Source organism: Marinobacter sp. M-5 (genome assembly GCF_032911545.1).
In the GTDB taxonomy this organism is placed as follows: domain Bacteria; phylum Pseudomonadota; class Gammaproteobacteria; order Pseudomonadales; family Oleiphilaceae; genus Marinobacter; species Marinobacter goseongensis.
Genome location: NZ_JAWJEK010000002.1, coordinates 408,159 through 433,113, shown reverse-complemented (window position 1 = coordinate 433,113; position 24,955 = coordinate 408,159). Strand labels below are relative to the sequence as shown.

The 24,955-nt window shown below is 61.5% G+C and carries 23 protein-coding genes; 13 read left to right on the top strand and 10 right to left on the bottom strand.

Annotated features, from left to right (window positions below):
* Positions 1-38: 38 nt before the first annotated feature.
* Positions 39-602: a sigma-70 family RNA polymerase sigma factor gene (locus tag R0125_RS11320; RefSeq protein ID WP_248184673.1), complete on the top strand. Its 564-nt coding sequence runs from the start codon at positions 39-41 to the stop codon at positions 600-602.
* Positions 599-1,300, top strand: a complete 702-nt coding sequence (locus R0125_RS11315) for an anti-sigma factor domain-containing protein (RefSeq protein ID WP_317238243.1) — start codon at positions 599-601, stop codon at positions 1,298-1,300. Before R0125_RS11320 ends, R0125_RS11315 begins: the two co-directional genes overlap by 4 nt.
* A 25-nt stretch (positions 1,301-1,325) precedes the next feature.
* Here R0125_RS11315 and R0125_RS11310 read toward each other — a convergent pair whose 3' ends face one another.
* Positions 1,326-2,747 carry an HDOD domain-containing protein gene (locus tag R0125_RS11310; RefSeq protein WP_317238242.1) on the bottom strand — a complete coding sequence of 474 codons (1,422 nt, stop codon included), beginning with the start codon at positions 2,745-2,747 and terminating at the stop codon, positions 1,326-1,328.
* Positions 2,748-2,958: 211 nt separating this feature from the next.
* Here R0125_RS11310 and R0125_RS11305 point away from each other — a divergent pair, with 211 nt between their 5' ends.
* The 4 genes from R0125_RS11305 (at position 2,959) to R0125_RS11290 (ending at position 6,913) form a co-directional block, all read left to right on the top strand.
* Positions 2,959-3,966 (top strand): methionine ABC transporter ATP-binding protein, encoded by a 1,008-nt coding sequence (locus R0125_RS11305; RefSeq protein ID WP_248184678.1) that lies wholly within the window; start codon positions 2,959-2,961, stop codon positions 3,964-3,966.
* Entirely contained in the window at positions 3,966-4,631 is a 666-nt protein-coding gene (locus R0125_RS11300; RefSeq protein WP_248184680.1) for a methionine ABC transporter permease, read from the top strand. The genes R0125_RS11305 and R0125_RS11300 overlap by 1 nt, the downstream gene beginning before the upstream one ends.
* A 66-nt stretch (positions 4,632-4,697) precedes the next feature.
* A complete protein-coding gene (locus R0125_RS11295; protein ID WP_248184682.1) occupies positions 4,698-5,480 on the top strand; it encodes a MetQ/NlpA family ABC transporter substrate-binding protein in 783 nt (260 codons plus the stop codon).
* A 167-nt stretch (positions 5,481-5,647) separates the two neighbouring features.
* The gene (locus R0125_RS11290) at positions 5,648-6,913 is read left to right on the top strand and encodes a hypothetical protein (protein ID WP_317238241.1); all 1,266 of its coding nucleotides are present in this window, start codon (positions 5,648-5,650) and stop codon (positions 6,911-6,913) included.
* Positions 6,914-6,976: 63 nt separating this feature from the next.
* On the opposite strand, the gene R0125_RS11285 is transcribed toward R0125_RS11290, so the two are convergent.
* Together R0125_RS11285 and R0125_RS11280 are read right to left on the bottom strand one after the other, a co-directional pair.
* Positions 6,977-7,630, bottom strand: coding sequence for a peroxiredoxin (locus R0125_RS11285; RefSeq protein ID WP_248184688.1), 654 nt, complete (start codon positions 7,628-7,630; stop codon positions 6,977-6,979).
* Positions 7,631-7,728: 98 nt separating this feature from the next.
* Positions 7,729-9,096 (bottom strand): alanine/glycine:cation symporter family protein, encoded by a 1,368-nt coding sequence (locus R0125_RS11280; protein WP_248184694.1) that lies wholly within the window; start codon positions 9,094-9,096, stop codon positions 7,729-7,731.
* A gap of 241 nt (positions 9,097-9,337) precedes the next feature.
* On the opposite strand from R0125_RS11280, the gene R0125_RS11275 reads away from it, so the two are divergent.
* The 3 genes from R0125_RS11275 (at position 9,338) to fghA (ending at position 11,743) form a co-directional block, all read left to right on the top strand.
* Positions 9,338-10,294, top strand: a complete 957-nt coding sequence (locus R0125_RS11275; protein WP_317238240.1) for an alpha/beta hydrolase — start codon at positions 9,338-9,340, stop codon at positions 10,292-10,294.
* Positions 10,295-10,437: 143 nt separating this feature from the next.
* Positions 10,438-10,869 (top strand): CBS domain-containing protein, encoded by a 432-nt coding sequence (locus R0125_RS11270; RefSeq protein ID WP_248184700.1) that lies wholly within the window; start codon positions 10,438-10,440, stop codon positions 10,867-10,869.
* Between the two features lie 28 nt (positions 10,870-10,897).
* Positions 10,898-11,743: an S-formylglutathione hydrolase gene (gene fghA, locus R0125_RS11265; RefSeq protein WP_317238239.1), complete on the top strand. Its 846-nt coding sequence runs from the start codon at positions 10,898-10,900 to the stop codon at positions 11,741-11,743.
* A gap of 24 nt (positions 11,744-11,767) precedes the next feature.
* Here fghA and R0125_RS11260 read toward each other — a convergent pair whose 3' ends face one another.
* Positions 11,768-12,889, bottom strand: a complete 1,122-nt coding sequence (locus R0125_RS11260; protein WP_317238238.1) for an HD-GYP domain-containing protein — start codon at positions 12,887-12,889, stop codon at positions 11,768-11,770.
* A 262-nt stretch (positions 12,890-13,151) separates the two neighbouring features.
* Here R0125_RS11260 and R0125_RS11255 point away from each other — a divergent pair, with 262 nt between their 5' ends.
* A complete protein-coding gene (locus tag R0125_RS11255) occupies positions 13,152-14,162 on the top strand; it encodes a GGDEF domain-containing protein (protein WP_317238237.1) in 1,011 nt (336 codons plus the stop codon).
* Here the strand turns inward: R0125_RS11255 and R0125_RS11250 are convergent.
* Entirely contained in the window at positions 14,123-15,529 is a 1,407-nt protein-coding gene (locus R0125_RS11250) for an MATE family efflux transporter (RefSeq protein WP_317238236.1), read from the bottom strand. The two genes, R0125_RS11255 and R0125_RS11250, sit on opposite strands and share 40 nt — an antisense overlap.
* A 251-nt stretch (positions 15,530-15,780) precedes the next feature.
* On the opposite strand from R0125_RS11250, the gene R0125_RS11245 reads away from it, so the two are divergent.
* A complete protein-coding gene (locus R0125_RS11245) occupies positions 15,781-17,163 on the top strand; it encodes a sodium-dependent transporter (protein WP_248184709.1) in 1,383 nt (460 codons plus the stop codon).
* Here the strand turns inward: R0125_RS11245 and R0125_RS11240 are convergent.
* From R0125_RS11240 to R0125_RS11220, 5 genes are all read right to left on the bottom strand, one after another.
* Positions 17,145-17,804 carry a hypothetical protein gene (locus R0125_RS11240; protein ID WP_317238235.1) on the bottom strand — a complete coding sequence of 220 codons (660 nt, stop codon included), beginning with the start codon at positions 17,802-17,804 and terminating at the stop codon, positions 17,145-17,147. The two genes, R0125_RS11245 and R0125_RS11240, sit on opposite strands and share 19 nt — an antisense overlap.
* Positions 17,805-17,928: 124 nt before the next feature.
* A complete protein-coding gene (locus R0125_RS11235) occupies positions 17,929-19,071 on the bottom strand; it encodes an acyl-CoA dehydrogenase (RefSeq protein ID WP_317238234.1) in 1,143 nt (380 codons plus the stop codon).
* 10 nt (positions 19,072-19,081) lie between these two features.
* Positions 19,082-20,278, bottom strand: a complete 1,197-nt coding sequence (locus R0125_RS11230; protein ID WP_248184715.1) for an acyl-CoA dehydrogenase family protein — start codon at positions 20,276-20,278, stop codon at positions 19,082-19,084.
* A 16-nt stretch (positions 20,279-20,294) separates the two neighbouring features.
* Positions 20,295-21,461: an acyl-CoA dehydrogenase gene (locus tag R0125_RS11225; protein WP_248184718.1), complete on the bottom strand. Its 1,167-nt coding sequence runs from the start codon at positions 21,459-21,461 to the stop codon at positions 20,295-20,297.
* A 51-nt stretch (positions 21,462-21,512) separates the two neighbouring features.
* On the bottom strand, positions 21,513-22,724 hold the full coding sequence (locus tag R0125_RS11220) for a 3-oxoadipyl-CoA thiolase (protein WP_248184719.1): 1,212 nt from the start codon (positions 22,722-22,724) through the stop codon (positions 21,513-21,515).
* Positions 22,725-22,886: 162 nt separating this feature from the next.
* Between R0125_RS11220 and R0125_RS11215 the strand changes: the two genes are divergently transcribed.
* The gene (locus R0125_RS11215; protein WP_317238233.1) at positions 22,887-23,660 is read left to right on the top strand and encodes an IclR family transcriptional regulator; all 774 of its coding nucleotides are present in this window, start codon (positions 22,887-22,889) and stop codon (positions 23,658-23,660) included.
* Between the two features lie 17 nt (positions 23,661-23,677).
* Entirely contained in the window at positions 23,678-24,937 is a 1,260-nt protein-coding gene (locus R0125_RS11210; RefSeq protein ID WP_317238232.1) for a 3-hydroxyacyl-CoA dehydrogenase, read from the top strand.
* Positions 24,938-24,955 lie beyond the last annotated feature (18 nt).

Genomic DNA, 24,955 nt, shown 5'->3' with positions numbered 1-24,955 from the left:
AAAAGGTACAAGGGCTCAAACTGAGAACGGAGATGACAATGACAATCACAACCCGTGACCCGGACCGTGAAGAACTGATGCGCCTGTTATTGGCGATTGCGAGGAGCGACCGGCGTGCGTTCCAGCAGCTTTACCAAAAAATTTCTGCACGCATGTTCGGGCTGTGTATGAAGCTGGCGGGTCAGCGGGAGGTCGCCGAGGAGGCATTGCAGGATGCCTTCGTGCAGATCTGGCATCACGCCAGCGAATACCACAGCGATCGGGGCTCGCCCCTGAGTTGGATGCTGACCATTGCACGCTACCGCACGCTCGATCTGATGCGTTCCCGGGCGGTGCGGCGCACCGGTGGTGAGGAGCATCTGGAACATCTGGAAGATCAGCGCAGCGGACCGCTGGATGAATCTCTGCGTAACGCCGGCGCCAAACAATTAACCGGCTGTCTCGATGAGCTCAGTGATGTGCAGCGTGACAGCATCCTGTTGTCTTATTATCGCGGGCTTACCCATGACGAACTGGCCATGGCGTTGAGCTCTCCCATCGGAACGGTGAAAAGCTGGATTCGCCGCGGGCTGATGGCATTGAAGAGGTGCCTGGAACGATGAAAAAAACGCCGGAACGCATAGAGAGCCTGGCAGCGGAATACGTGTTGGGCTCCCTCAAAGGCCGGGCGCGCAGCCGCTTTGAACGCTGGATGATGGAGTCGGGACGGGTCCGTCAGGAAGTCTGGTACTGGGAAGAAAAGCTGGGTCAGCTGAGTGATCAGGTGCCGGCCCGGGAGCCGCCCGCCTCGGTCTGGCAGGCAATTGAGCACCAGCTTTGGCCGCAGAAGCCGGCCGTATCGTCAACCGGGGGGCGAGGGCTCTGGCCTGCCTGGAGTCTTATGGCAACGGCGGCGGCGCTGGTGCTGGCGGTCATCCTGGTTCAGCAGCCAGACCCGCAGGCCCTGCCGGAGCCCGGTTCACGGCTCTCCGGAGCCATCGTGCAGGCCGATGTCAGTGATCCGCTGTGGCTGGTGAGTGAATCGGGTGGACAGCGTCACCTGCGCATGCGATCGGTGGCGGCCAGCTCGGCACAGACTGGAAAGGACTATGAGCTCTGGGTCGTGCCGGCGGAGGGCAATCCCCTGTCGTTGGGGGTGGTGTTGGTTGGCGACGTACTTCAGGTGGAACTGACGGACGAGGCCCGCACCATGCTTAACGAGAGCCGCACCCTGGCCATCAGTCTGGAGCCCGAGGGAGGGTCACCCACCGGCGCCCCCACCGGCCCGGTGCTGCACGTCACCAGGCTGCATGAGCTGTAGCTCTGGTTGGGCTCGGGGCAGGTATTCAACTTGACGCCAGCAGCGCGACGCACAGCTGGGCGTTCTGGACAAAGTGGCCGAAGGCGGTCAGTTGTTCCTCGGAGGGCACATAATCGCCTGCCGCGTTGTCAGCGTAGAACAGCCCGACAAGGCGGCCCTTGGCCGTGAGAGGGCCGATCAGGGCCGGCACCTTGCCGAGCCAGCGATCGTAGGTGACGCCCTCCTCGACCGGACGGGGCTGATAGACGCCGCAGCTGGCGTGGGGCAACAGGCGGCCCAGTGCGCCGGTACCATCTTTGGCGATAACGAAGTCCTCGCGCCAGGTTTCCGTGCCGCGGCCGCCGACTTTGCGGGGCACCAGATTGTGCCCGCTTTTGTCCCCCATCAGCAGGGCCACCCGCTGCATCCCGATGGCCCGGTGTATGCCTTCGATCACCAGTTGGCAGACCTCGTTGAGATCCGGCTTCTCGGTCAGGCTCACCGTCAGGTCCCGCAGGATCTGCAGTTGCAGGTTCGGATCCATCGCCGGTGCGCGAGCTGACTGGCTGCCAGAGCCATCCTGGCTGCCGGGCATCAGTGCTGTGACCTGGGGAATGCCAAGGGATACCGCGACTTTCGCCGCCTCCTGCGCGTTCACCTTGAGCTGATCGCGCACGACCGCCGGTGTTTCGCCAATGTCTTTGCCCAGCTGCTCCAGCACGGCATCCATCTCGACGCCGCGCCAGCCCTTCTCGGACAACACAGCCATCTCCACCGAGTGGCGCACCAGGCTGGCGGCCATGGAAGTGGCTTGCCCCGGTGCGACCACCTCGCGGATAAACGGTCCCAGCGACCAGGCGTCCACCAGACCACGGGTGATCTCCGTGAACGTGGTGTGGAGTACCGCTTTCTGAGCCTCCACCGGGGGTTCTTCCAGCCGCAGCCGCTGTTCCAGTTCCTCGGCCTGCTCGGTCTCGCAGGACCAGAACGCCAGTTCGCCGATATTCATCAACAGGGCGCCAATGAACACCTCTTCCAGGGCATGCTCGGTGCGTTTGGGCATCAGGCAGCGGGCCTGAACCGCGGCGTGTATGGCGCGAGCGAGGCATCTCAGCAAATGCGGGCGGTCATTACGCTGCAGCAGCGAATCCACCAGCAGCGAGGAAATGGCCATGGATTTCACCGAATCGAAACCGATCAGGGTAATGGCCCGGCTCACGGTGCTGACCTGGGTGCGGGTCTGGTTGTAGAACACGGTGTTGGACAGTCGCAGCACCTGGGACGTCAGTTGCGCGTCATTGAGAATCACGTTGGCCAGTTCATTGACGGTGCTGTTGGTGCTGTCGGTGAGCTCGTTGATGCGTTTCAGGGTATTGGCCAATACCGGAAGCTCTACCTTACTGAGGTAGGTCACCCATGCCTGGGCAGAATTCATCCTTGCGGGCGACTGTTCGTTATTGGTGGTCACTGAGTTTGGACTCTCCGCCGCGCGCCTCGGGATTGAAAAGGTTCTTTTAAGGGTTGAGTTTAGCCCAGGGTCGCCGGATGTGTCAGGTAACAAAACGTGTACGGGGATGTACCAATTGGGTCGATTCGGGTTTGGCGGGTGAATGGGCTATAATCGCGCCTTTTACCGGTGCGCCCACAAGGTGCTCACAAGGCGCTCATAAGGCAAGAATGTGATTGTATTTGACCAGGTCCAGAAATCGTACCAGGTAGGCGGGCGGGCGATCCCTGCGTTACACCCTACCAGCCTGACCATCGAGACCGGCGAGGTATTCGGCATTGTCGGGCACTCCGGCGCGGGGAAATCCACCCTCGTTCGGCTGATCAATCTGCTGGAACCGCCCACCGGCGGCAGAATTCTGGTGGATGATGACACCATCACCCACTACGACGCCGCCGAACTGCGCGCCTTCCGCCGCAAGGTCGGCATGATTTTCCAGCATTTTAATCTGTTGTCGTCGAAAACCGTGGCCGACAACATTGCCTTTCCGATGAAGCTGGCAGGCATCTATTCGCGCGCCGAGATTCGTCAGCGGGTCGAGGAACTGCTGGCACGGGTCGGCCTTGCGGACCACGCCAGCAAGTACCCGTCACAGCTCTCCGGCGGCCAGAAACAGCGGGTGGGTATCGCCCGCGCCCTGGCATGCCGCCCCACCATCCTGTTGTGTGATGAAGCCACCAGCGCCCTCGACCCGCAGACCACCCAATCGGTGCTGCGTCTGCTGGCGGACCTGAACCGGGAACTGGGGCTGACCATCGTACTGATCACCCATGAGATGGACGTGGTGCGTCGGGTCTGTGACCGGGTGGCGGTGATGGACGCCGGCGAAGTGGTGGAAATGGGTGCCGTCAGCGATGTGTTTCTCCATCCTCAACACCCCACCACCCGGGACTTCGTGTTTGAAAGCGAGAATATTGACGGGGATGAAATGCAGCAGGACCTGCAGAAAGCCAATGGTCGTATCCTGCGCCTGACGTTCCGTGGCGAATCCACCTTCAAGCCGTTGCTGGGCAGCGTGGCACGGGAATCCGGCGTGGATTTCAGCATATTGTCCGGGCGCATTGACCACATCAAGGACACTCCCTATGGCCAGCTGACCCTGTCCCTGGTGGGCGGAGACCTTGACGTGGCGATGCAGGCGCTGGAAGCGGCCGACGTTCATGTGGAGGTGGTGCGCTGATGGACGCTTTACTGAGTAACGTGGACTGGGCGGAAATCGGTATCGCCAGCTGGGACACCCTGGTGATGGTGGGACTGTCACTGCTGTTCAGCGTGTTGATCGGCCTGCCGGTTGGCGTACTGCTGTTCCTGTTCGGCAAACGCCAGCTGCTCGAGCAGCCGGTGGCCTATGCGGTGCTGTCTTTCGTGGTCAACGTGCTGCGATCCGTGCCGTTCATCATCCTGCTGATCGTGATGATTCCGTTCACGGTGATGCTGATCGGCACGTCCCTCGGCGTCGCGGGTGCCATCCCGCCGCTGGTGGCCGGTGGTGCCCCGTTCTTTGCGCGACTGGTGGAAACTTCCTTGCGGGAAGTGGATCGCGGCATCATCGAAGCCACGCAGGCCATGGGCGCCAGCATCCGCCAGATCATTTTCGGTGCCCTGCTGCCGGAAGCGCTGCCGGGCATCATCGCCGGCATTACCGTCACGGCGATCACCCTGGTGTCCTACGCGGCTATGTCCGGTGTGATTGGCGGCGGCGGTCTCGGCGACCTGGCCATTCGTTTCGGTTATCAACGGTTCCAGACCGACGTCATGGTGATTACTGTAGCGCTACTGGTCATTTTCGTTCAGCTGCTGCAAATGGCGGGCGACCGTCTGGTTCTGTATTTCAGCCGGAAGTAAATCGACCGTGGGCCGTACTCACACGCTGGATTGATTGCTCATAATTTCTTACAGGAGAACATGCTTATGAACTTCAAGAAAAGCCTGGTGGCACTGGCCGCCGCTGCAACCTTCTCCGGTGCAGTTGCCGCCGACACACTGTCTATCGCGGCTACCCCGGTGCCCCATGCCGAGATCCTGGAATTTGTAAAGCCGCAGCTGGCGGAACAGGGTGTCGAGCTGGACGTGAAGGTGTTCACCGATTACATCCAGCCCAACATTCAGGTGGATCAGAAGCGGATGGACGCCAACTTCTTCCAGCACCAGCCCTACCTGGACGAATTCAATGACGGTCGCGGTACTGACCTGGTCACTGTCACCGGTGTGCACGTGGAACCGTTCGGCGCCTATTCCAGCAAGATCGAATCGCTGGATGACCTGAAAGAAGGCGGCGTTGTGGCTATCCCCAACGATCCCACCAACGGCGGTCGCGCTCTGCTGCTGCTCCAGAAAGCCGGCCTGATCACGCTGGAAGACGAAAGCAAGATCACCGCGACCCCCCGTGACATTGCCGACAACCCGAAGGATCTGGACTTCAAGGAGCTGGAAGCTGCGACCCTGCCGCGTATTCTGGGGCAGGTGGATGTGGCGCTGATTAACACCAACTACGCTCTGGAAGCGGGCCTGAATCCGTCCGAGGATGCGCTGATCATCGAGGGCTCCGAATCACCCTACGTGAACATTCTGGTCGCCCGTCCCGACAACAAGGACAGCGAGGCTATGCAGAAGCTGGCGGCCGCGCTGAAGTCCGATGCGGTAAAAGACTTCATTATGGAGAAGTATGAAGGCGCGGTTGTTCCTGCCTTCTGATCTTTGCTGAGTCTGAAAAAGGCCGGGTTCCGTTGGAATCCGGCCTTTTTCGTGTCTCGATTGGCCGAAATGACGTTGTAGGTGTCGCCCATGTCATAGAGCCTTGCTGTTCATTCGGTGTACAAGTGTCGTTGGATGCAATAACAACAATCGCAAGGAACATGACGATGACACTGACCGCCTCCGTCCGGGCCTGGCCCCGGCTTCCGGCCCTGTTTCTGTTACTTTCTGTGTGTGCGCTGGCGTCGCCGGCCCAGGCCGGCCTGTTCGGTCTCGGGCAGGATGCCAGGGACACCAACCCGGGTAAGACCCGGTCGGTCATCTTCGTTGGCAATAACTGGGAAGGCACCGTTGACGTAATCGATGCGCAGACCTACAGCAAGGTCGGCCGCATCAATGGCATTCCCGATAAGCGCCAACGGATGACGGAAATTCTTTTCAATCCGGTGCGACTGGTGTTTTTCCAGGCCGTTCGCCTGTTTATCGGCGAGGGTAACGACCAGTTCGTGGATGATATGTACAGTACCCCGGATGGCCGCCTGCTGGTGGTGTCCCGCCCCAGTTTTGCCGACGTGGTCGGTATTGAGGTTGCCAGCGGCGACATTGCCTGGCGTTTTGAAGTGGATGGTTACCGTTCTGACCATATGGCGCTATCGCCGGACGGCACCCGGGTGGCGGTATCGGCGTCTACCGGCAATGTGGTGCATGTGCTGGACGTGGAGACGGGTGAGGAAGTCGGCCGCTTCCCGACCGGTAATTCACCCCACGAAAACCTCTATTCCGAAGACGGCAAGCGCATCTACCACGCCAGTATCGGCTATGTGTTCACGCCGCTGGATCAGGATCTGATGGAATTTACTAAAGGCGAACGGCTGTTCCAGGTAGTGGACGCTGAGAGCCTTGAAATCCTCAAGCGGTTTGACATGAAGGATAAACTGGAAGACGCCGGTTACAGCGATCTGAGCCCGGCCATCCGGCCCATGGCCCACACGCCGGACGAGCGGTTTTTTTATTTCCAGCTGTCGTTTCTCCACGGTTTTATCGAGTACGACATGGAAGCAGACCGTGTGACCCGCCGGGCGGAGCTGCCCAACCTGATTCCCGATGTGCCGCAGGAGGTGTACATCAACGATTCCGCCCACCACGGCATTGCCATGAACGGCCGCGGTGACACCCTGTGCGTGGCTGGAACCATGAGCGACTATGTGGCCATCGTGGATCGCGAGACGTTCAACCACGACATTCTCACCGGCCTGGGCGAGAAGCCCTATTGGGTTACCACCAACGAGGCCGGCGACCGCTGCTATATATCCTGGAGTGGCACGGATCAGATCTCAGTGATTGATATTGATACCGCCACCGAGATTGTCCGAGTGGACGTTGGCGACCACCCCCAGCGCATTCGCGAAGGCCGGGTGCCGCGGGACTGGTAAACAGAAAGGCCGGGCATGTGCCCGGCCTTTTCATTGCGGATGCGGATGATGGCGAGCGGGTGCTCAGTCACCGCTCCAGTTGGCTTTCGGGTCCGGTGTCATCCGTAGGTAGGATTTCACCGCCTTGTAGCCTTTCGGGAACCGTTGCTTGATTTCATCCTCATCCTGCAGCGACGGTACGATCACCACATCATCACCACGCTCCCAGTTGCCCGGGGTCGCCACCTTGTGCTCGTCAGTGAGCTGCAGCGAGTCAATCACCCGCAGCACCTCGTTAAAGTTACGGCCGGTGCTGGCCGGGTAGGTGATGATCAGGCGGATTTTCTTGTTCGGGTCAATCACGAACAGGGAACGCACGGTCAGCGTGTCGTTGGCGTTGGGGTGAATCATGTCGTACAGATCCGCCACGGTGCGGTCGTGATCGGCGATGATCGGAAAATTCACCGCGCAGCCCTGGGTTTCGTTGATGTCCTTGATCCAGTCTTTGTGGGAATCGACCGGGTCGACGCTCAGGGCGATGGCCTTGACGTTGCGCTTGGCAAATTCCTCTTTCAGTTTGGCGGTCAGACCCAGTTCGGTGGTGCACACGGGGGTGAAGTCAGCCGGGTGCGAGAACAGCACGCCCCAGCCATTACCGAGCCAATCGTGGAAGCGGATGGTGCCGTCGCTGGAATCCTGTTCGAAATCCGGTGCGGTATCTCCAAGACGTAAACTCATAGCGTTCTCTCCTTTGCGTGGTTTAGCAAACCTATACGATACTTCTTGGTGACGGATGAGGTGAATACAAGGGGATCGGATTCACCTCATCCGTATTCTCAGCTCCGGACGCCCAGGGCTTTTTCCTTCTCGAAGTGCTCGCGGGTGAGTTTGAAAACCACCGGGCTGAGCAGCAACAGTGCAATCAGGTTGGGCAGTGCCATCATGGCGTTGAGGGTATCCGCCACCAGCCAGATAAAGCCCAGGTTGATGGTCGCGCCCACGGGAATGGCCAGAATCCACAAAACCCGGTAAGGCACGATGGCCTTCACGCCGAACAGGAACTCCACGCAGCGCTCGCCGTAGAACGACCAGCCGAGAATGGTGGTGAAAGCAAAAACCGCCAGGGCAATGGCGACCACGTAGTTGCCGAAGCCGGGCAGGCCGCTCTCGAACGCCAGTGACGTCAGGGAGGCGCCGGTTTCCCCGGAAATCCAGGCGCCGGAGGTGATGATCACCAGGCCGGTGATACTGCACACAATGATGGTGTCGATAAAGGTGCCCAGCATGGCCACCATGCCCTGGGTGACCGGGTTCTTGGTCTGTGCCGCAGCATGGGCAATGGGGGCAGAACCGAGCCCGGCCTCGTTGGAGAAAATGCCGCGGGCGACCCCGAAGCGGATCGCCGCCCACACGGCGGCCCCGGCAAAGCCACCTTCGGCGGCCACCGGGCTGAACGCGTGGGTGAAGACCAGACCAAAGGCGGCCGGAATCTGGTCGGCGTTTATGGCTAACGCCACCAGACCCACCAGCACGTAGGAAATGGCCATCAGCGGCACCAGAGCGCTGGCCACATGGCCGATGCGGCGAATGCCACCGATCAGCACCATGCCCACCAGCACCATCAGGATCAGTCCGGTCAGCCAGGTGGGCATGTTGAAGTTGGTCTGCAGTACATCCGCCACCGAGTTGGCCTGAACCGTATTGCCGATGCCAAACCCGGCGATGGCGGCGAAGATGGCGAAGACCACGCCCAGCCAGGCCCATTTCTTGCCCAGGCCATTGCGGATGTAATACATCGGGCCACCCACGTGGGCACCGCGTTCGTCCACTTCGCGGAAACGCACGGCCAGTACCGCTTCGGAGTACTTGGTCGCCATGCCCACCAACGCTGTCAGCCACATCCAGAACAGGGCGCCGGGACCGCCCAGGAACACGGCAGTGGCGACACCGGCAATGTTACCGGTGCCGACGGTGGCAGACAGCGCGGTCATCAGCGCCTGGAACGGCGGAATTTCACCGTCGCCTTCCGCGCCGGAGGCGGAGCGGCCTTTCCACATCAGCCTGAAGCCGGCGCCAAGCTTGAGGATCGGCATCAGCTTCAGGCCAAGGCTGAGGAAAAGCCCCACACCGAGGATCATGACCAGCATGGGCGGGCCCCAGACCAGTCCGTTAACGGTACCTATAAAGTTTTCAATGGCTTCCATGGGATCTCCCTGAGTTTTGCCAACGTTTGCCAAAGAGTGTGGTGAGCATTCATTGCCCGTATAAGGGCATAACTGATTGAGTTTAGTCAGATATTTTCATCTGTAAACCGTTTGCCGCGTGAATTTGCCGGGGTAAGGGGCGTTTCCGTCAAAAGGGTGATTGGATTTGGTGCCGGATGGGGTACTGTTGAGTCTGATGAGACTGACGTCCGTATCCATTCGCTTTTTTTTGAGGGGCTCCATGCCACAGACCGCCTTTACGCCGGCGCAGCCGGCGACCGCAACCCTGAATTCAGCCACGGCAGACAGCCGCGTTGTTGATGCCAACGGCCTGTCGTTCTGTGTCGAGACGCGTGGCAACCCCGAGGGCGAGCCGGTGCTGTTCATCATGGGCCTGGGCGCCCAGATGACGCTCTGGCCAGAGGCGCTGCTGGACCATTACGTCGACGAAGGCTACTACGTGATCCGGTTCGATAACCGGGACATCGGCCTGTCGTCCCACCTCAAGGACCGCCTCGAGGGCCACCCGGTGTCGATGATGGCCCGCTCCCGCGTGGGGCTGCCCATTCCCGCCCCCTACACCTTGCGGGATATGGCCGGGGATGCGGTGGGTGTGCTTGACGCCCTGGGCGTTGGCAGTGCCCATCTGGTGGGCGTGTCCATGGGCGGCATGATCAGCCAGGTGGTGGCGTCGGTCTGGCCAGAGCGGGTGCGCAGCGCAACCCTGATCATGACCTCCACCAACAGCCCGCGCTTGCCCATGCCCCGCTCAAAACTGATCTGGCGGCTGGCCGGCATCGGTGCCAAGGGGCACGATGAGGCCGCGGTGGTGGCCCGCTCCCTGGAGTTCTGGAAAGTGATCCAGAGCCCGGCGTTTCCGCCTGACGAGGAGGATGTGCGGGCACGGCTGATCCGGGACTATCGCCGTAGCTATCACCCGGCGGGTATCCTGCGCCAGACCCGCGCCATTCTGGCTACCGGCAGCCTGTCGTCCCTGAGCCGCCGCATCCGGGTTCCCACGGCAATTATCCACGGTGCCGCCGATCCTCTGGTGCGGCCGGTGGCGGCGGAACAGCTCAAGTATCTGATTCCTCACGCCCGTCTGGAACTGATTGACGGCATGGGCCATGACCTGCCGGCGCCGCTGCTGGCGCGTTTTGCCGACATCGGGCTTTCGGTGGCGCGGGCGCCGGCCTGAGACGGACAGTGATGCGGGGCAGGCTATCCACAATTAGCCCCTACTTCCCGCTTTCATTTCCGGCGCAGTTGCCTATGTTTATAGGAGATCGGATCGGTCTTCCGACGGTGTATTGACTGGATAACGGGTGAGGAGAGTTACCCATGCGCTCATTGAAAGTATCGGATGTCATGTGGAATCACATCGAGCCTGTGCGATGTGGTACAGCCCTTACGCGGGTGGTAAAAGTGCTGCTGCAGAATCACGTCAGCGGGTTGCCGGTGGTGGATGACCATCGTAAGGTGATTGGCTTCATTTCCGAGCAGGACTGCATCCACGCGCTGCTGGTCAGCAATTACCATTGCGAGGGGGATCCCATCGTGGACGACGTCATGTTCCGCGAGCCGATCACCATTTCGCCGGAAATGGCGATGGTGGACCTGGCCCAGAATCTGGGTGCTGGAAAGCCCAAGGTGTTTCCGGTGGTGGATCATGGCCGGCTGATTGGTATAGTGACCCGCACAGCCATACTGGCGGAACTGGCCAGATCCGGCTGCGGCATCGAGCTTCCAAAGTTTGCTGCGGCGGAAGACTGACCTGCGCTGACAACCGACCGAGGACACCATGGAACTGCTATCGACCACCGCCTGTTTCGAGGGTGAACACCGTCGTTACCGGCATACCTCTGCGGCCCTGGGCTGCGACATGGAATTTGCCGTTTTCCTGCCACCGGTCGCCGTTGGCAGCCAGCCACGCAAGGTTCCGGTGCTGTACTGGCTGTCAGGGCTGACCTGCACCGACCAGAACTTCATGCAGAAGGCGGGCGCCCAGAAACGCGCAGCCCGGCTGGGCATGGCCATTGTCTGTCCCGACACCAGTCCCCGGGGGCTCGGTTTGCCCGGCGAGGACGACAGCTACGATTTCGGCAGCGGAGCCGGCTTCTACATCAACGCCACCGAGCAGCCCTGGGCGCCCCACTACCGGATGTACGATTACGTGACCCGCGAACTGCCGCAACTGGTGGAGGCAGAATTGCCGGTGACGGACCGGCGGTCCATCAGCGGTCATTCCATGGGCGGCCACGGAGCACTGATTTGCGCCCTGAAAAATCCCGGGCACTATGCCTCGGTGTCGGCGTTTGCCCCGATCTCCAATCCGACGGAGTGTGCCTGGGGGCAAAAAGCCTTTACCGGCTATCTGGGGGAGGATCGGAGCCGCTGGGAGGAGTGGGACGCCACGTTACTGATTCCGACCGCACGGGAACGGCTGCCGCTACTGATTGATCAGGGCACGGCGGATGAGTTTCTCGAAACCCAGCTGAATCCCGAAGCGCTCGCGGATGCCTGCGAGAAAGCACATCACCACATCAACCTGCGGATGCACCGTGGCTACGACCACAGCTACTTCTTCATTGCCTCGTTTATTGATGATCACCTGGATCACCACGGCGCCGCGCTGGGTTTGACGTAAAACGTCCCGGCATTGTTGGCGCGGTCAGGAAAGTCCCCACAGCAGACTGAAGTCCATGGACGGCATGACTTCAGGTTCTTCCATGGCCAGAACGCTGTACAGCGGTTCACTGGAGTCGCGCTCGATCGTATGGCTGTAGCGCTTGCCTTTGGGGCTGAAGATGGCCTGAACAAAGGGCCCGCGGTGTCGCACCGGGCGGCGGGTAACCAACCCCACCTCGTCATTGCTCAGGCGCACCAGGGTACCGGGCGGATAGTCGGTCAGAATGGTCAGCAGGGCCCGGGGGATGGCCGGACGCAGGATCTGACCGTCCGCCAGGGAAGCGATCAGTTTGCGGGCGTCGGTGGCGTTCATCCGTTCACGGTAGGCGCGCTTGGTGATCATTGCCACGTAGCGCTCGGCTAACGACAGCATCTCTGCTTCCGCGCAGATGTCGGTGCCGCTCAGGCCCTTCGGGTAGCCGGTTCCGTCAGCCTGTTCATGGTGCTGGGCGATAATCTCGAGCAGCGCCTTGTTGCGGATACCGGCGGCATGAAGTGCCTGCATACTGCGTTGGGGATGCTTTCGGATGACCGCGCGCTGCTCGTCGTTGAGAATCACGCGCGAGGCGTTGAGTTGATCCGCTACCGGCACCAGGCCGATGTTAGCGACCAGCGCTGCACTGGTGAGCATGCTGGTGCGGGCCTTGTTGAGGCCAAAGGCGCGGGCGACGGAGTGGCACAGAAGGCCGTAGAACAGGATCTGTTCGTGAATGGTGGGTTCGACGGAATACAGGTGGACCAGTGCGAGGCTGGCATCCGGGGATTCGTCGCAGATGCGTTCGATTACCCGGGTCAGCCCCAGCAACCGTTTGAGGGCGTTTTCCTCGCCCGCGGTGATCGCCTTAAGCGTGGTTTCCAGGGTTTTCAGGAGTATCGGGTATTCCGCGAAGGGGTTCAGTTGCCCGGTGGCGTCCGGCTCGTCCTGGGCGCGCTCAATGACCCGCGGATGGAACAGTCCGCGTTCGAAAAGCTGCTCCAGCTGCATGTTGCTCTGAATCACATAGCCCTGGCACAGCAGCACAGTGCCGTCGGCATCATAGACGGTCCACGGCAGGGGTTTGCCCACCACCAGAGCGCCGGGGGCGATACGAACAAGAGTCGACACGGATTGTTTCCCAGAATGTTGTTTTTCAGATGCTCGATTCTAACTCTGAATCGATGTTCAACTCCATACGCATGTCTGCAGGATGTTGTGGCGTAGCCGCAAGAGAACAAACCACTGGCCGGCGTCTAATTTTGTTAAATTTGGTAGTGGTGCAGCGAACGTTCAATGCGCTTGCGGTATTCTAAGAAAGCGTTGTGATGGGCCCGGGTATTTGCGGGGCCCAGTATGCTGCACCTGACAACAAGACCGAACTGGACGCTGCATGTTTTACCGCCTGAAAACCGACTTCCGGTTATCGATCATTACAATGCTTGGCGCGAGCGCAATCCTCGGGATTACGCCTTTCGCCATCATGCGGTTCCTGCGGGGCAATTTCGTTGCCGGTGTTGTGGACACCGGTATCCTGTTCGGGATCGTTGGCGCCCTGGCTTATGCCTGGATCACCGGCGACACTCGCCGCAGTGGCCTGTTCCTGGCGGTGCTCTGCTGCAGTGGTGCGGTGTTTGTCGGGGCCGTGGTCGGAGAGCCGGGGCTGTTCTGGCTTTACCCGTGCCTGGTGACGTCGTTCTTCCTGACCAGCCCGAAGATTGCCACGTTCATCAACATAGCGTCGGTTGTGGCGCTGCTGGTCCACGGCATGGCATTTAATTCCGATCTGCAGATGTGGTCGTTCGCCGCCACCGCGTTTGTGGTCAGTGCCTGCGCCTACGTGTTTGCCTACCGCAATGACGATCAGCGCCGCCGGCTGGAACATCTGGCCACCATTGATCCCCTGACCGGTGTCAAGAACCGTCGCTCCATGGATGAAGAGCTGAAACTGGCGCTGTACAGCGCCGACCGCAACCGGACCTCCTACGGTCTGGCGCTGTTGGATATTGACCACTTCAAGCGCATTAACGACACCTATGGCCACGGCGTGGGCGATCAGGTGCTGTCGGAACTGGTGGCGATGATCGAGCAGAATACCCGCAAAACGGACCAGCTGTTCCGTTATGGTGGCGAGGAATTCGTGTTGCTGTTGCCCGGTGTCGACAGCACCGGGCTGCGGGCGGTGGTGCACAACCTCCAACAGGTATTGCGCAAGTACATGCACTGCCCCGGTGGGCCGGTCACGGTGTCGTTCGGTGTTGCCAGCCTACGGCCGGGCGAGTCGGTGGATGCCTGGCTGGCCCGGGCCGATGCGGCCTTGTACCGAGCCAAGGAAGCCGGTCGCGACCGGGTCGTGTTTGCTGATCAGGAGCGAGGCGAGCTGGGCGCTGCGGCGGGCGCGTAAAGAAACAGTCTGAGCCCGAGCAACACACCGGCGGAAGCCAGCCCGCCGGTCAGCCCTACCCAGAATCCTGCTGCCCCCATGGCCGGCACCAGCCAGTCGGTGAAGGTCAGTACATAGCCCAGCGGCAGTCCCACGCCCCAGAACGAGAACAGCATGATCAGCATCGGGATGGCGGTGTCCTTGTATCCTCGCAAGGCGCTGATGCAGGTGACCTGAATCACGTCGGCGATCTGGAAAAACGCGGCAAACACCAGCAGGCTGATGGTCACGTCCTGAACTGCGGCATCGCTGGTGTAGAGCGCTGCAATTCCCTCGGAAAACACAAACAGCAGGATCGCGAACACCAGCGCCACCGCCGACGCCAGGATCAGCGAACTGCGGGAGATCAGGCGGGCGGTATCGGGAGCGCCGGCGCCGATCAGGAAGCTGACCCGCAGTGTCAGCGCCATGCCAATGCTCAGTGGCAACATGAACAGCAACGACACCACGTTCAGAGCGATCTGGTGCCCGGCAACCACCACCGGCCCCAGTGGCGCCAGGAACAGGGCGATCACCGAAAACAGGCTGGCCTCGACAAAGATGGTAAAGCCGATGGGAATGCCCAGTTTCAGCACGTAGCGAATACCCGCCAGGTCCGGTTTTGCCCAGTCGGCCAGCAAATGAAAATGCCTGTAGACTGCACTGCGGTTGAGGTACACCAGCAGCGCAATGGCGGCGGTGCCGTTGGACAACGACGTGGCCCAACCGCAGCCCACGCCACCCATGGCCGGCAGTCCCAGTTTCCCGTAAATGAAAATGTAGTTCAGTGGCAGGTTGATCAGCGTGCTCAGCACCGAGAACGCCATGATCACGCGGGTGTGACCCAGGCCATCGGTGAGCCCCCGCAGTGCCGTCATCAGCAGCATCGCCGGCACCCCCCAGGCGAACGCGTCGAGATAGCCCTGGGTGATGCCGGCGGTGCGCGGTTCGAGGTTGAGCAGACTGAGTACCGGGTGCACATGGGTCAGCAGCAGGATCATGATGACCGACCCGGCCGCCGCGATGTACAGCCCCTGCCAGGTTGCCGGCATGATTTTCTCTGTCGTGCGGGCGCCGTTGTATCCGGAAATGATGGGCTGCAGCGCGCCCAGCAACCCCATGAAAAACAGGAACAACGGCATCCACAGGCTGCTGCCGATGCCGACGGCGGCCAGATCTTCTGCGCTGGCATGGCCGGCCATCACGGTATCAATGACGCCGTTGGCCATTTGCGCTACCTGAGCGATGAGGATCGGCCCCCCCAGGATGGCGAGGGTTTTCCACTCGGTGAACGTGCGCCGTATCAGGGGCTGTCGGGTCGCCGGGAGTGGCTGATGGATATCGTCCATGGGCGAGAGCGGGCCTTGCATCGGGTGAATGGTATGAAAAGGCTAGAAGCCGAAAGCGGGCATCTTACCCCATCGTCGCCCATGCGGGCATTGCGCCTTTCCATTACCTCGTAGTGGTCTTTGCGGCCGGGAGTCTGCGAACTGGCATCCGCGCGCCAGTACTGGCAAAATCCCCGCCCAATGGCTGGCGCGACGCTGCCGGCACGCCTTTTTTGACACGATTCCTCAGCCCAAACGCACAGGATGAAAACATGACTGACAACAACCCGGCCGCACCCCAGCGCGGCATGTGGTCCTCGCGGCTGGCCTTTATTCTGGCCGCGACCGGCTCCGCTGTGGGCCTCGGCAATATCTGGAAGTTTCCCTATGTGACCGGTGAGAACGGGGGTGGCGCTTTTGTGATGGTGTACCTGTTGTGCATCGCCATTATCGGTATTCCCATCATGATGGCCGAGGTCTTTATTGGCCGGAACGGTCGCCACAACCCGATCGCCAGCTTTCGCCTGGTAGCCGAGCGCAACCTGGCATCACCGGCGTGGCGGGTGTCCGCGATTGTGGGCGTGCTGGCCGCGTTTATTATCCTGTCGTTCTATTCCGTGATCGGCGGTTGGGCTGCGGCGTACATCGGGCACGCCGCGACCGGCGACTTCACCGGCCAGAGTGCTGACGCCATTGGCACTCTGTTTGGTGATCTGCTTGCCAGCCCGGGCGTGTTGCTGGCCTGGCACACACTGTTCATGGCGCTGATCATTGTGGTGGTGGCCCGGGGTCTCAAGTCCGGCCTCGAGCGGGCGGTGAATATCCTGATGCCGGCGCTGTTCGTGCTGCTGCTGATTACCGTCGGCTACGCGGCCACCACAGACGGCTTTGGCCAGGCGGTGAGTTTCCTGTTCACCCCCGACTTCAGTGCGCTGACTGTCGACGGTGTGTTGATTGCCCTGGGCCACGCATTCTTCACCCTCAGCCTGGGTATGGCCATCATGATGGCGTACGGCTCCTACCTCAGTCGTGATGTGTCCATTGGCCGTACCGCCGTGACCGTCTCTATTATGGATACCGTTGTGGCCCTGCTGGCGGGCCTGGCTATTTTCCCGGTGGTCTTTGCCAACGGCCTGGAAGCCGGTGCCGGCCCAGGCCTGATTTTCCAGACCCTGCCGCTGGCGTTTGGCCAGATGCCCATGGGCGGCCTGTTTGGCACGCTGTTCTTCGTGCTGCTGCTGTTTGCCGCCTGGACTTCCGGCATCTCCCTGTTGGAGCCGGTCGTGGAATGGGTGGAAGAGAACCTGTCCGTGGGACGCTCTGGCAGCGCTGTTCTGGTGGGCGGTGCCTGCTGGCTGCTGGGTGTGGCGTCGATCCTGTCCCTCAACGAATGGTCCGGGTTTGCACCGCTGGGCATGTTCGAGCGTTTTGCCGGTATGACCATCTTTGATCTGCTGGATTTCTTTACGGCGAACGTCATGTTGCCGCTGTCCGGCCTGCTGACCGCGGTCTTCGTTGGCTGGTTCGTGGCGAAAGAATCCCTGAAAGTGGATCTGGCACTGGAGGGCGGCAGCTTTACCCTCTGGTACAACCTGATCCGTTACGTGACACCCATCGCGGTGGCTATCGTGTTTGCCTACAACCTGCTGGCATAACCCGTAAAAAAAGGGGGTGGCACATGGTGCCGCCCCCTTTTTTCTCTTCCGAACGAAGTCCCGTCAATAGTCGCCGTCAGATGCGGTGACTGCCCGCAGCGTGTCCATGTGGGGTCGCACGGCCCGCTTGTCCGCCTCCGGAGCCTGTCTGGCGGTTTCCATTGCCGACGTTGCCCCCCCATCATCGCTCGCATCTGTTCTTTCTGAGCTTCGCTCAGGTTGGGGTTGTTGTTGATTTCGTCCATCACGCCGGCCATTTCCAGGGCCATTTCGGGATGCTGGTCCTCCATTTCGATGGCCATCCAGGCCTGGAACACACGGTCACCGGTAGCGCCCCATTCTTCCATGGAATCAAAGCCATGATCCGCCACAATGACTTCCATGCGATCGTAGGTTTCGTGGCCCCGCATCTGCGCAACGGAATCGGAGAAGATCGTCGAGAAATCCGGCATTTCGGCCATGCCTTCCGAGTTCGGCAGTTCCTGATTGAGCTCTTCGAAGTCGTCTTCCAGGGTCTCGGCGTCTTGCAGGGTGTTGATAAAGGCACGGACCCGCTCATCGGTCAGGCTGTCAGCGTTGGCGCCGAGTGGCAACAGCAGGGCGAGGGCGAGAGCCAGGCAGGATAAAGTAACGCGTTTCATAAATGTCCTCCGTGATCAGGGTGCCCCCGAATCCGTGTGCCGGGGGCGTGTCTATAAAATAGACGCTGGTTCCTGAAACGCGCAACTCCGGAGCGGCGGTTTACGCCGCCCCTGAGAGGCCTTGTCAGTGGGCGTACGAGAGTGAGGCGTAGCGCTCGAGATGAAAGTCGTCGTCGCCGAGTTGATGATTGATGGCGATCAGCCGCTTGGCGTAGTGGGCGAAATTGTACTCCCAGGTCATGCCAATGCCGCCGTGGGACTGGATACCTGCTTCCGAAATGAACTGGCCAGCGCGGCCAATCACATTCTTGGCGGCGGCTAACACCCGGCGACGCTCAAGGCTCTGGTCACCGTCGGCAACACTGGCGGCAAGGATCGCCATGGAGCGGGCCTGCTCCAGTTCCGACATCATGTCCACCATGCGATGCTGCAGCACCTGGAACTTGCCGATGGGCACGCCAAACTGCTTGCGCTGTTTGAGGTAGTCCAGCGTCAGCTCGTTGGCCACCTCCATGACCCCCACGGCTTCGGCACACAGGGCGGCAATCGCCCGGCCGGCCTGGTATTCGATCACGCCTGCGGCCTGACCCTCTTCGCCCAGCCGTGCGTCAGCGCTGACCTGGACCTGGTTGAGGGTGATATCACAGCCTCTGGCGCCGTCGATGGTGGGGTAGCTGCGGCGCTCCACACCGGCGGTGTCCGGAGACAGCACAAACAGGCTGATGCCATCGGCATCCGCGGTGTCGCCGGCCGTGCGGGCAGACACCACGATCAGGTCCGCGCAGTGGCCGCCGATCACCACCGCCTTGCGGCCGTTCAGAACATAGCCCTCGCCGTTGCGTTCGGCGCGGGTTTCCACACTGTTCAGGTCGTAGAAACTCTGGGGCTCCTGCAGGCCCACCGCGGCTTTCTGTTCTCCGCTGGCTATCCCCGCCAGCCAGCGTTCTTTCTGGCTGTTGCTGCCGGCCTGGGCGATCAGGCCGCCGGCGAGGATGACCGACTGCAGGTAGGGCTCCAGGCACAGGCCGCGCCCTAGCTCGGTCATCACCGACTGTACCTCCACGCCGCCGCCGCCAAAGCCGCCCAGGGATTCGGAAAAGGGCACCGCGGTCAGGCCGAGCTCGCTGAGCTGCGCCCAGAAATCGGCACTGAACCCCAGGTCGGAGGCGCTGAACGCCAGCCGTTTTTCGAAACTGTATTCACCGCGCACGAGCCGCGCCAGGGTGTCCTGCAGCATCTGCTGCTCTTCGTTGAGCTGGAAATCCATGGTCGCCTCCTTAGAGCCCGAGAATCATTTTCGACACGATGTTTTTCTGGATCTCGTTGGATCCGCCGAAAATCGACAACTTGCGATTGTTGAAATACTGGGCCGCCAGCGGCGCGGCATGCTCATCCGACAGGAACTCGCCGTCATACTCCAGGTTCAGCTCTTCTTCCACAAAGGGCAGCGCGTAGGGGCCCAGTGCGCGACGCGCCAGGTCGGTGATGGCCTGGCGGATTTCGGTGCCTCGCACCTTCAGCATCGAGCTCTCGGCGCCGGGCATGCCGCCACCCTCCACCGATGCGATGATGCGCAGGTTGCTGATGGATGCCGCCATCAGGTCAATCTCCACCTGTGCAATGCGCTGGCTGAAGGTGGGGTCCTGCAGCAGCGGGCGGCCATTTCTGAGCCGGCGGGACGCCAGCGCCTTGAGGTGCTCCAGCGCCGCCTTGGACAGCCCGATCCCGGCCAGGCCAGTGCGCTCATAGGTCAGCAGATACTTGGCGTAGGTCCAGCCCTTGTCTTCCTCGCCCACCAGATTGTCCACCGGCACCCGGACATCCTCGAAAAACACCTCGTTCACCTCGTGCTCGCCGTCCAGGGTGATGATCGGCCGCACGGTGATGCCGGGCGTGGCCATGTCGATCAGCAGGAACGAGATGCCTTCCTGAGCCTTGACCTCGGTATTGGTGCGCACCAGGCAGAAAATCCAGTTGGCGTGCTGGCCCAGGGTGGTCCAGGTTTTCTGGCCATTGACCACGTAGTGATCGCCGTCACGGACCGCGCGGGTTTTCAGTGACGCCAGGTCGGAGCCGGCGCCCGGCTCGGAATAGCCCTGGCACCACCAGTCTTCGCCGCTGAGAATGCGCGGCAGGTAGGTGCGCTTTTGCTCCTCGGTGCCGAACCGGATGATCACCGGCGCCACCATGTTGACGCCGAACGGAATGGAGCGGGGTACACCATAACGCCCGGACTCTTCATCCCAGATGTGCTTCTGTACCGGGGTCCATTCCACGCCACCGTAAGCTTTCGGCCAGTGGCTGGCGTACCAGCCCTGGGCACTGAGGATGCGCTGCCAGCGCTGGTGGTCGGCTTTGGTCAGCCGGCGATAGCCTTTGACCCTGGCGGCGATATCGGCAGGCAGGCTGGCCTCGAGAAAGGCCCGCACTTCGTCGCGGAACGCCAGCTCCTCGGGTGTGTAGTTCAGATTCATGGGGTCGCCTCCGGAATCAGCTGAAGGCCTGCAGGCCGGTTTGGCCACGGCCGAGAATCAGCGCGTGGATGTCGTGGGTACCTTCGTAGGTATTCACCGATTCCAGATTCATCACATGGCGAATCACGTGGTATTCGTCCGAGATGCCGTTGCCGCCGTGCAGGTCCCGGGCGACCCGGGCGATGTCCAGTGCCTTGCCGCAGTTGTTGCGTTTCAGCAGCGAGACCGCGTCCGGGGTGGCGATACCCTGATCCATCATGCGACCCAGCTGCAGAGCGGCCAGCAGGCCCAGAGTGATTTCGGTCTGCATATCCACCAGTTTCTTCTGCACCAGCTGGTTCGCCGCCAGCGGCTTGCCGAACTGTTTGCGATCCAGGGTGTACTGGCGCGCGGCATGCCAGCAGAATTCAGCGGCCCCGAGGGAGCCCCAGCTGATGCCGTAACGGGCCTTGTTGAGGCAGCTGAACGGACCCTTGAGACCGTCGACATCCAGTTTGTTGTCATCCGGTACAAACACGTCGTCCATGAAGATGGAGCCGGTTTCCGACGCCCGCAGCGAGAACTTGCCTTCAATGCGGGGAGTGTCCAGACCCTTGCCGCCGCGTTCGATCACAAAGCCCGCCACCTTGCCATCGAGTTTTGCCCACACCACGAAAACATCGGCAATCGGTGCGTTGGTGATCCAGGTTTTCGAGCCGCTGAGCAGGTAGCCGCCATCCACCTTGCGGGCGCGGGTTTCCATGTTGCCGGGGTCGGAACCGTGATTGGGTTCGGTCAGACCGAACGAGCCTACCAGCTCGCCGGAAGCCAGCTTGGGCAGGATCCGCCGCTTGAGGGCTTCCTGGCCATAGGAAAAGATCGGGTACATCACCAGTGACGACTGCACGCTCAGCGCCGAACGATAGGCCGAGTCCACCCGCTCAACTTCGCGGGCGATCAGGCCGTAGCAGACGTGGCTCAGCCCGGGGCCGCCGTATTCCTCCGGTAGGGTGGCGCCGAGCATGCCCAGCTCACCCATGTCGTTGAAAATGCGACGATCGAACTGCTCGTGGCGGTTGGCCTCGAGAATGCTGGGCATCAGGCGCTTGTCGCAGAAGGCGCGAATGCTGTCGCGCACCTGGCGCTCCGATTCGTCCAGCAAGCCGTCGATGTTCAATAGGTCGTTCCAGGGTGCCTGGCTCATGAGTCGTCTCCGAAATCCGGTAAAGTGGGTTGCCGCTCTCAGGGTCGGCAATCAGTGTTCAATGCGTTCGATGATGGTGGCAATGCCCTGGCCGATACCGATGCACATGCTGACCAGGGCATATCGACCACCGGTGCGTTCCAGCTGGCGCAGTGCTGTCAGGGTCAGGCGCGCGCCGGAGGCCCCCAGCGGGTGGCCAACGGCAATAGCGCCACCGTTGGGGTTGAGCCGTGGGTCGCTCTGGTCGATGCCGAGTTTGTGGGCGCACCCGAGCACCTGGGCCGAGAACGCTTCATTGATTTCAATCACATCCATATCCGCCAGACTCAGTCCGGCACGGGCCAGGGCTTTCTGGCTGGCCGGTACCGGGCCGAACCCCATTACCCGGGGCGGTACACCGGCGATGGCATTGGTGACGATCCGCGCGCGGGGGCGGATGCCGGCCCGCTTGCCCGCGGCCTGCGAGCCCAGAATCAGGGCCGCGGCGCCATCGTTGATACCGGAGGCATTGCCGGCCGTGACCACACCACCCGGGAACAGAGGTTTCAGACCGGTGAGCGCGTCGAAATCCGAGCCGGGGCGTGGATGCTCATCCCGGTCCACGGACTCCGCCGGCTGCTTGCGCCCGCGGGGCACCTCAACCGGGGTAATCTCGTCAGTGAAGAAGCCCGCGGTCAGCGCAGCCTGATAGCGTTGCTGGCTTTGCGCGGCAAAGCGGTCAATGTTGTCCCGGGTCAGCGCCAGCTCGCTGGCGATGTTCTCGGCGGTTTCCGGCATGGTCTCACCGCCGAACGCTTCGATCAGGCGGGGGTTGGGAAAGCGTGCGCCGAGGGTGGAGTCGAACACCTCGAAGGCGCGGGAGAAGGCCGTTTCGCCTTTGGCGATCACAAACGGTGCCCGGGTCATGCTCTCAACCCCGCCGGCCACAAACAGTTCGCCCTCGCCGCAGCGGATAGCCCGAGCGGCATCCATCACCGCCGCCAGTCCCGAGCCACACAGCCGATTCACAGTCAGACCACCGGTTTCCAGGGGCAGCCCGGCCAGCAGGGCGGCGTTGCGGGCAATGTTGCGGGCATCCTCTCCGGCCTGGTTGGTGCAGCCGGCAATGACATCCTCGAACTCCGTGGGCTCGAAGCCGTTGCGGTCCACCAGCGCCGCAATCACCCGGGCGAGCAGATCATCCGGACGAATCGCTGCCAGCGCGCCACCGAACTTGCCGAACGGGGAGCGCAGGCCATCGTAAATGTATGCATCGGAGCTCATATCACCGCCTTCCAGTCGAACCTGTCATCGTGCTTTTAATTTCGCTGTGCGAAATCGGGTTTTAAAAAAGTGGATTTTAGATTAGTGTGTGGGCCACACTATTGCAAGCAGCCACCGTTCAAACTGAGTGATACCGTTGCGTAAAACCGTTGAGTGACCAAGATGGATACCGAGTCCGGTAAAGACCGAAAATTTGTTGAAGCGTTGGCACGGGGCCTGAACATCCTGCGGGTGTTTGGTGACGGCCCGGTGATGATGGGCAACCAGGAGCTTGCCCGGCTGACCGGGTTACCCAAGCCGACTGTCTCCCGCATGACCTACACTCTGACCAGGCTGGGGTACCTGAACCAGCACCCGGATACCGACAAATACCAGCTCGGGTCCGAAGTGCTGTCGCTGGGCTATACCTATGTTGCCAACCTGCGGGTGCGGCAACTGGCCAAACCCTACATGGATGAGTTCGCGCGGGAGTATGGTATGTCGGTGGGCCTGACCTGCCGTGACCGCATGCACATGATCTATGTGGAAAACCGCATGCCGCCGGTCAAGGCGTTGCTGCGGGTGGATCTGGGGTTGCGCCTGCCATTGGCCACCACGTCAGCGGGCCGCGCCTTCATCGCCGGCCACAGTGCCAAAGGGCGTGAGCAGTTGCAGGAGGAACTGGCGGCGTATTACGGCGCCGAAAAGTGGCAGGAAAAGCAGCCCGGGCTGCTGGACGCACTGGCCATGTATGACCGGGAAGGCTTTTGCCTGTCGCTGGGGGAGTGGGACCGGAACATTGTGTCTGCCGGTGTGCCCATCGGTTTGCAGGACGGCACCCAGATGGCACTGACCTGCGCCGCCCCGGCGTATGAGATTGGCGCCGAACGGCTGAAACACACCATCGCCCCAAGGCTTGCCGGCCTGGCGGGCGACATTCAGGCTCTCGGGGCCTGAAGCAGAAGGAGCAAGCAATGACTGACCGCACGCCAACACAGCCCGGTTCAACCGCGCAACCCCGCAGGATCGTCACGGTGGGTATCATCGGGGCCGGCACCATGGGTGGTGGTATCGCCATGAACTTCGCCAACGCCGGCCTCAAAGTGACCCTGGTGGAGGCGGCATCGGACGCACTGGACCGCGGGCTGGCCGTGGTACGCCGCAACTATGAGAATTCGGCCCGCAAAGGCCGCATCACGCCCGAGCAGGTGGAAGAACGCATGGCGCTGATCCGCCCCAGCCTGAGCTATGACGACCTTGCGGATGTCGACCTAGTGATTGAGGCGGTCTTCGAGAACATGGAGGTCAAGCAGCAGATCTTTGCCCGGCTGGATCGGGTCTGCAAGCCGGGCGCCATTCTGGCCACCAACACCTCGACGCTGGACATCGATACCATTGCCGCCGCCACCGAACGCCCGGAGGATGTGGTGGGTATGCATTTCTTCAGCCCGGCCAACGTCATGAAATTGCTGGAAAACGTCCGTGGTGAGAAAACCTCGGCCGAGGTCAGGGCCAGTGTGATGGCGATTGCCCCGGTGATTGGTAAGGTCGCGGTGATGGTCGGCAACGGCTACGGCTTTGTAGGTAACCGCATGTTGCACAAGCGCGGCGCCGAGGCCGTGGCGCTGGTCAATGAAGGCGCCAGCCCGCAGCAGGTGGACCAGGTGCTCACCGGGCTGGGTTATCCCATGGGACAGTTTGCCATGTCCGATCTGGCCGGCATTGACGTGGGCTATCGCATCCGCGAGGAGCGTCGTAAGTCCGGTGAAGACGTGCCGGCCAGCTGGCTCGACAAGCTGGCCGAGAACGGCCGACTGGGCCAGAAAACCGGGGCCGGCGTGTACCGGTACGAGGAAGGCAGTCGCACGCCTGTCCCCGACCCGCAGGTGGACCAGCTGATCGCCGACTTCCGTCGGGAGCAGGGCATAACGCCGCGCGAGATCAGTGATCAGGAAATTCTCGAGCGCTGCATGTACGTGATGATCAACGAGGGCGCCAAAATTCTTGAGGAAGGCATTGCGGATCGCCCGGCCGACATCGACACCGTGTGGATCTACGGCTACGGTTTCCCGAAGGATCTCGGTGGCCCGATGACCTGGGCCGACAGCATCGGCCTGAAGACCATTCTGGAAACCATCACCCGCTTCCATGATACCCGCGGGGGGGAGCAATGGCGGCCGGCGCCGCTGTTGGCGCAGCTGGCGCAGGAAGGCCGCGGTTTCGTCGATCACTAAAACCACAGGGGAACAGAA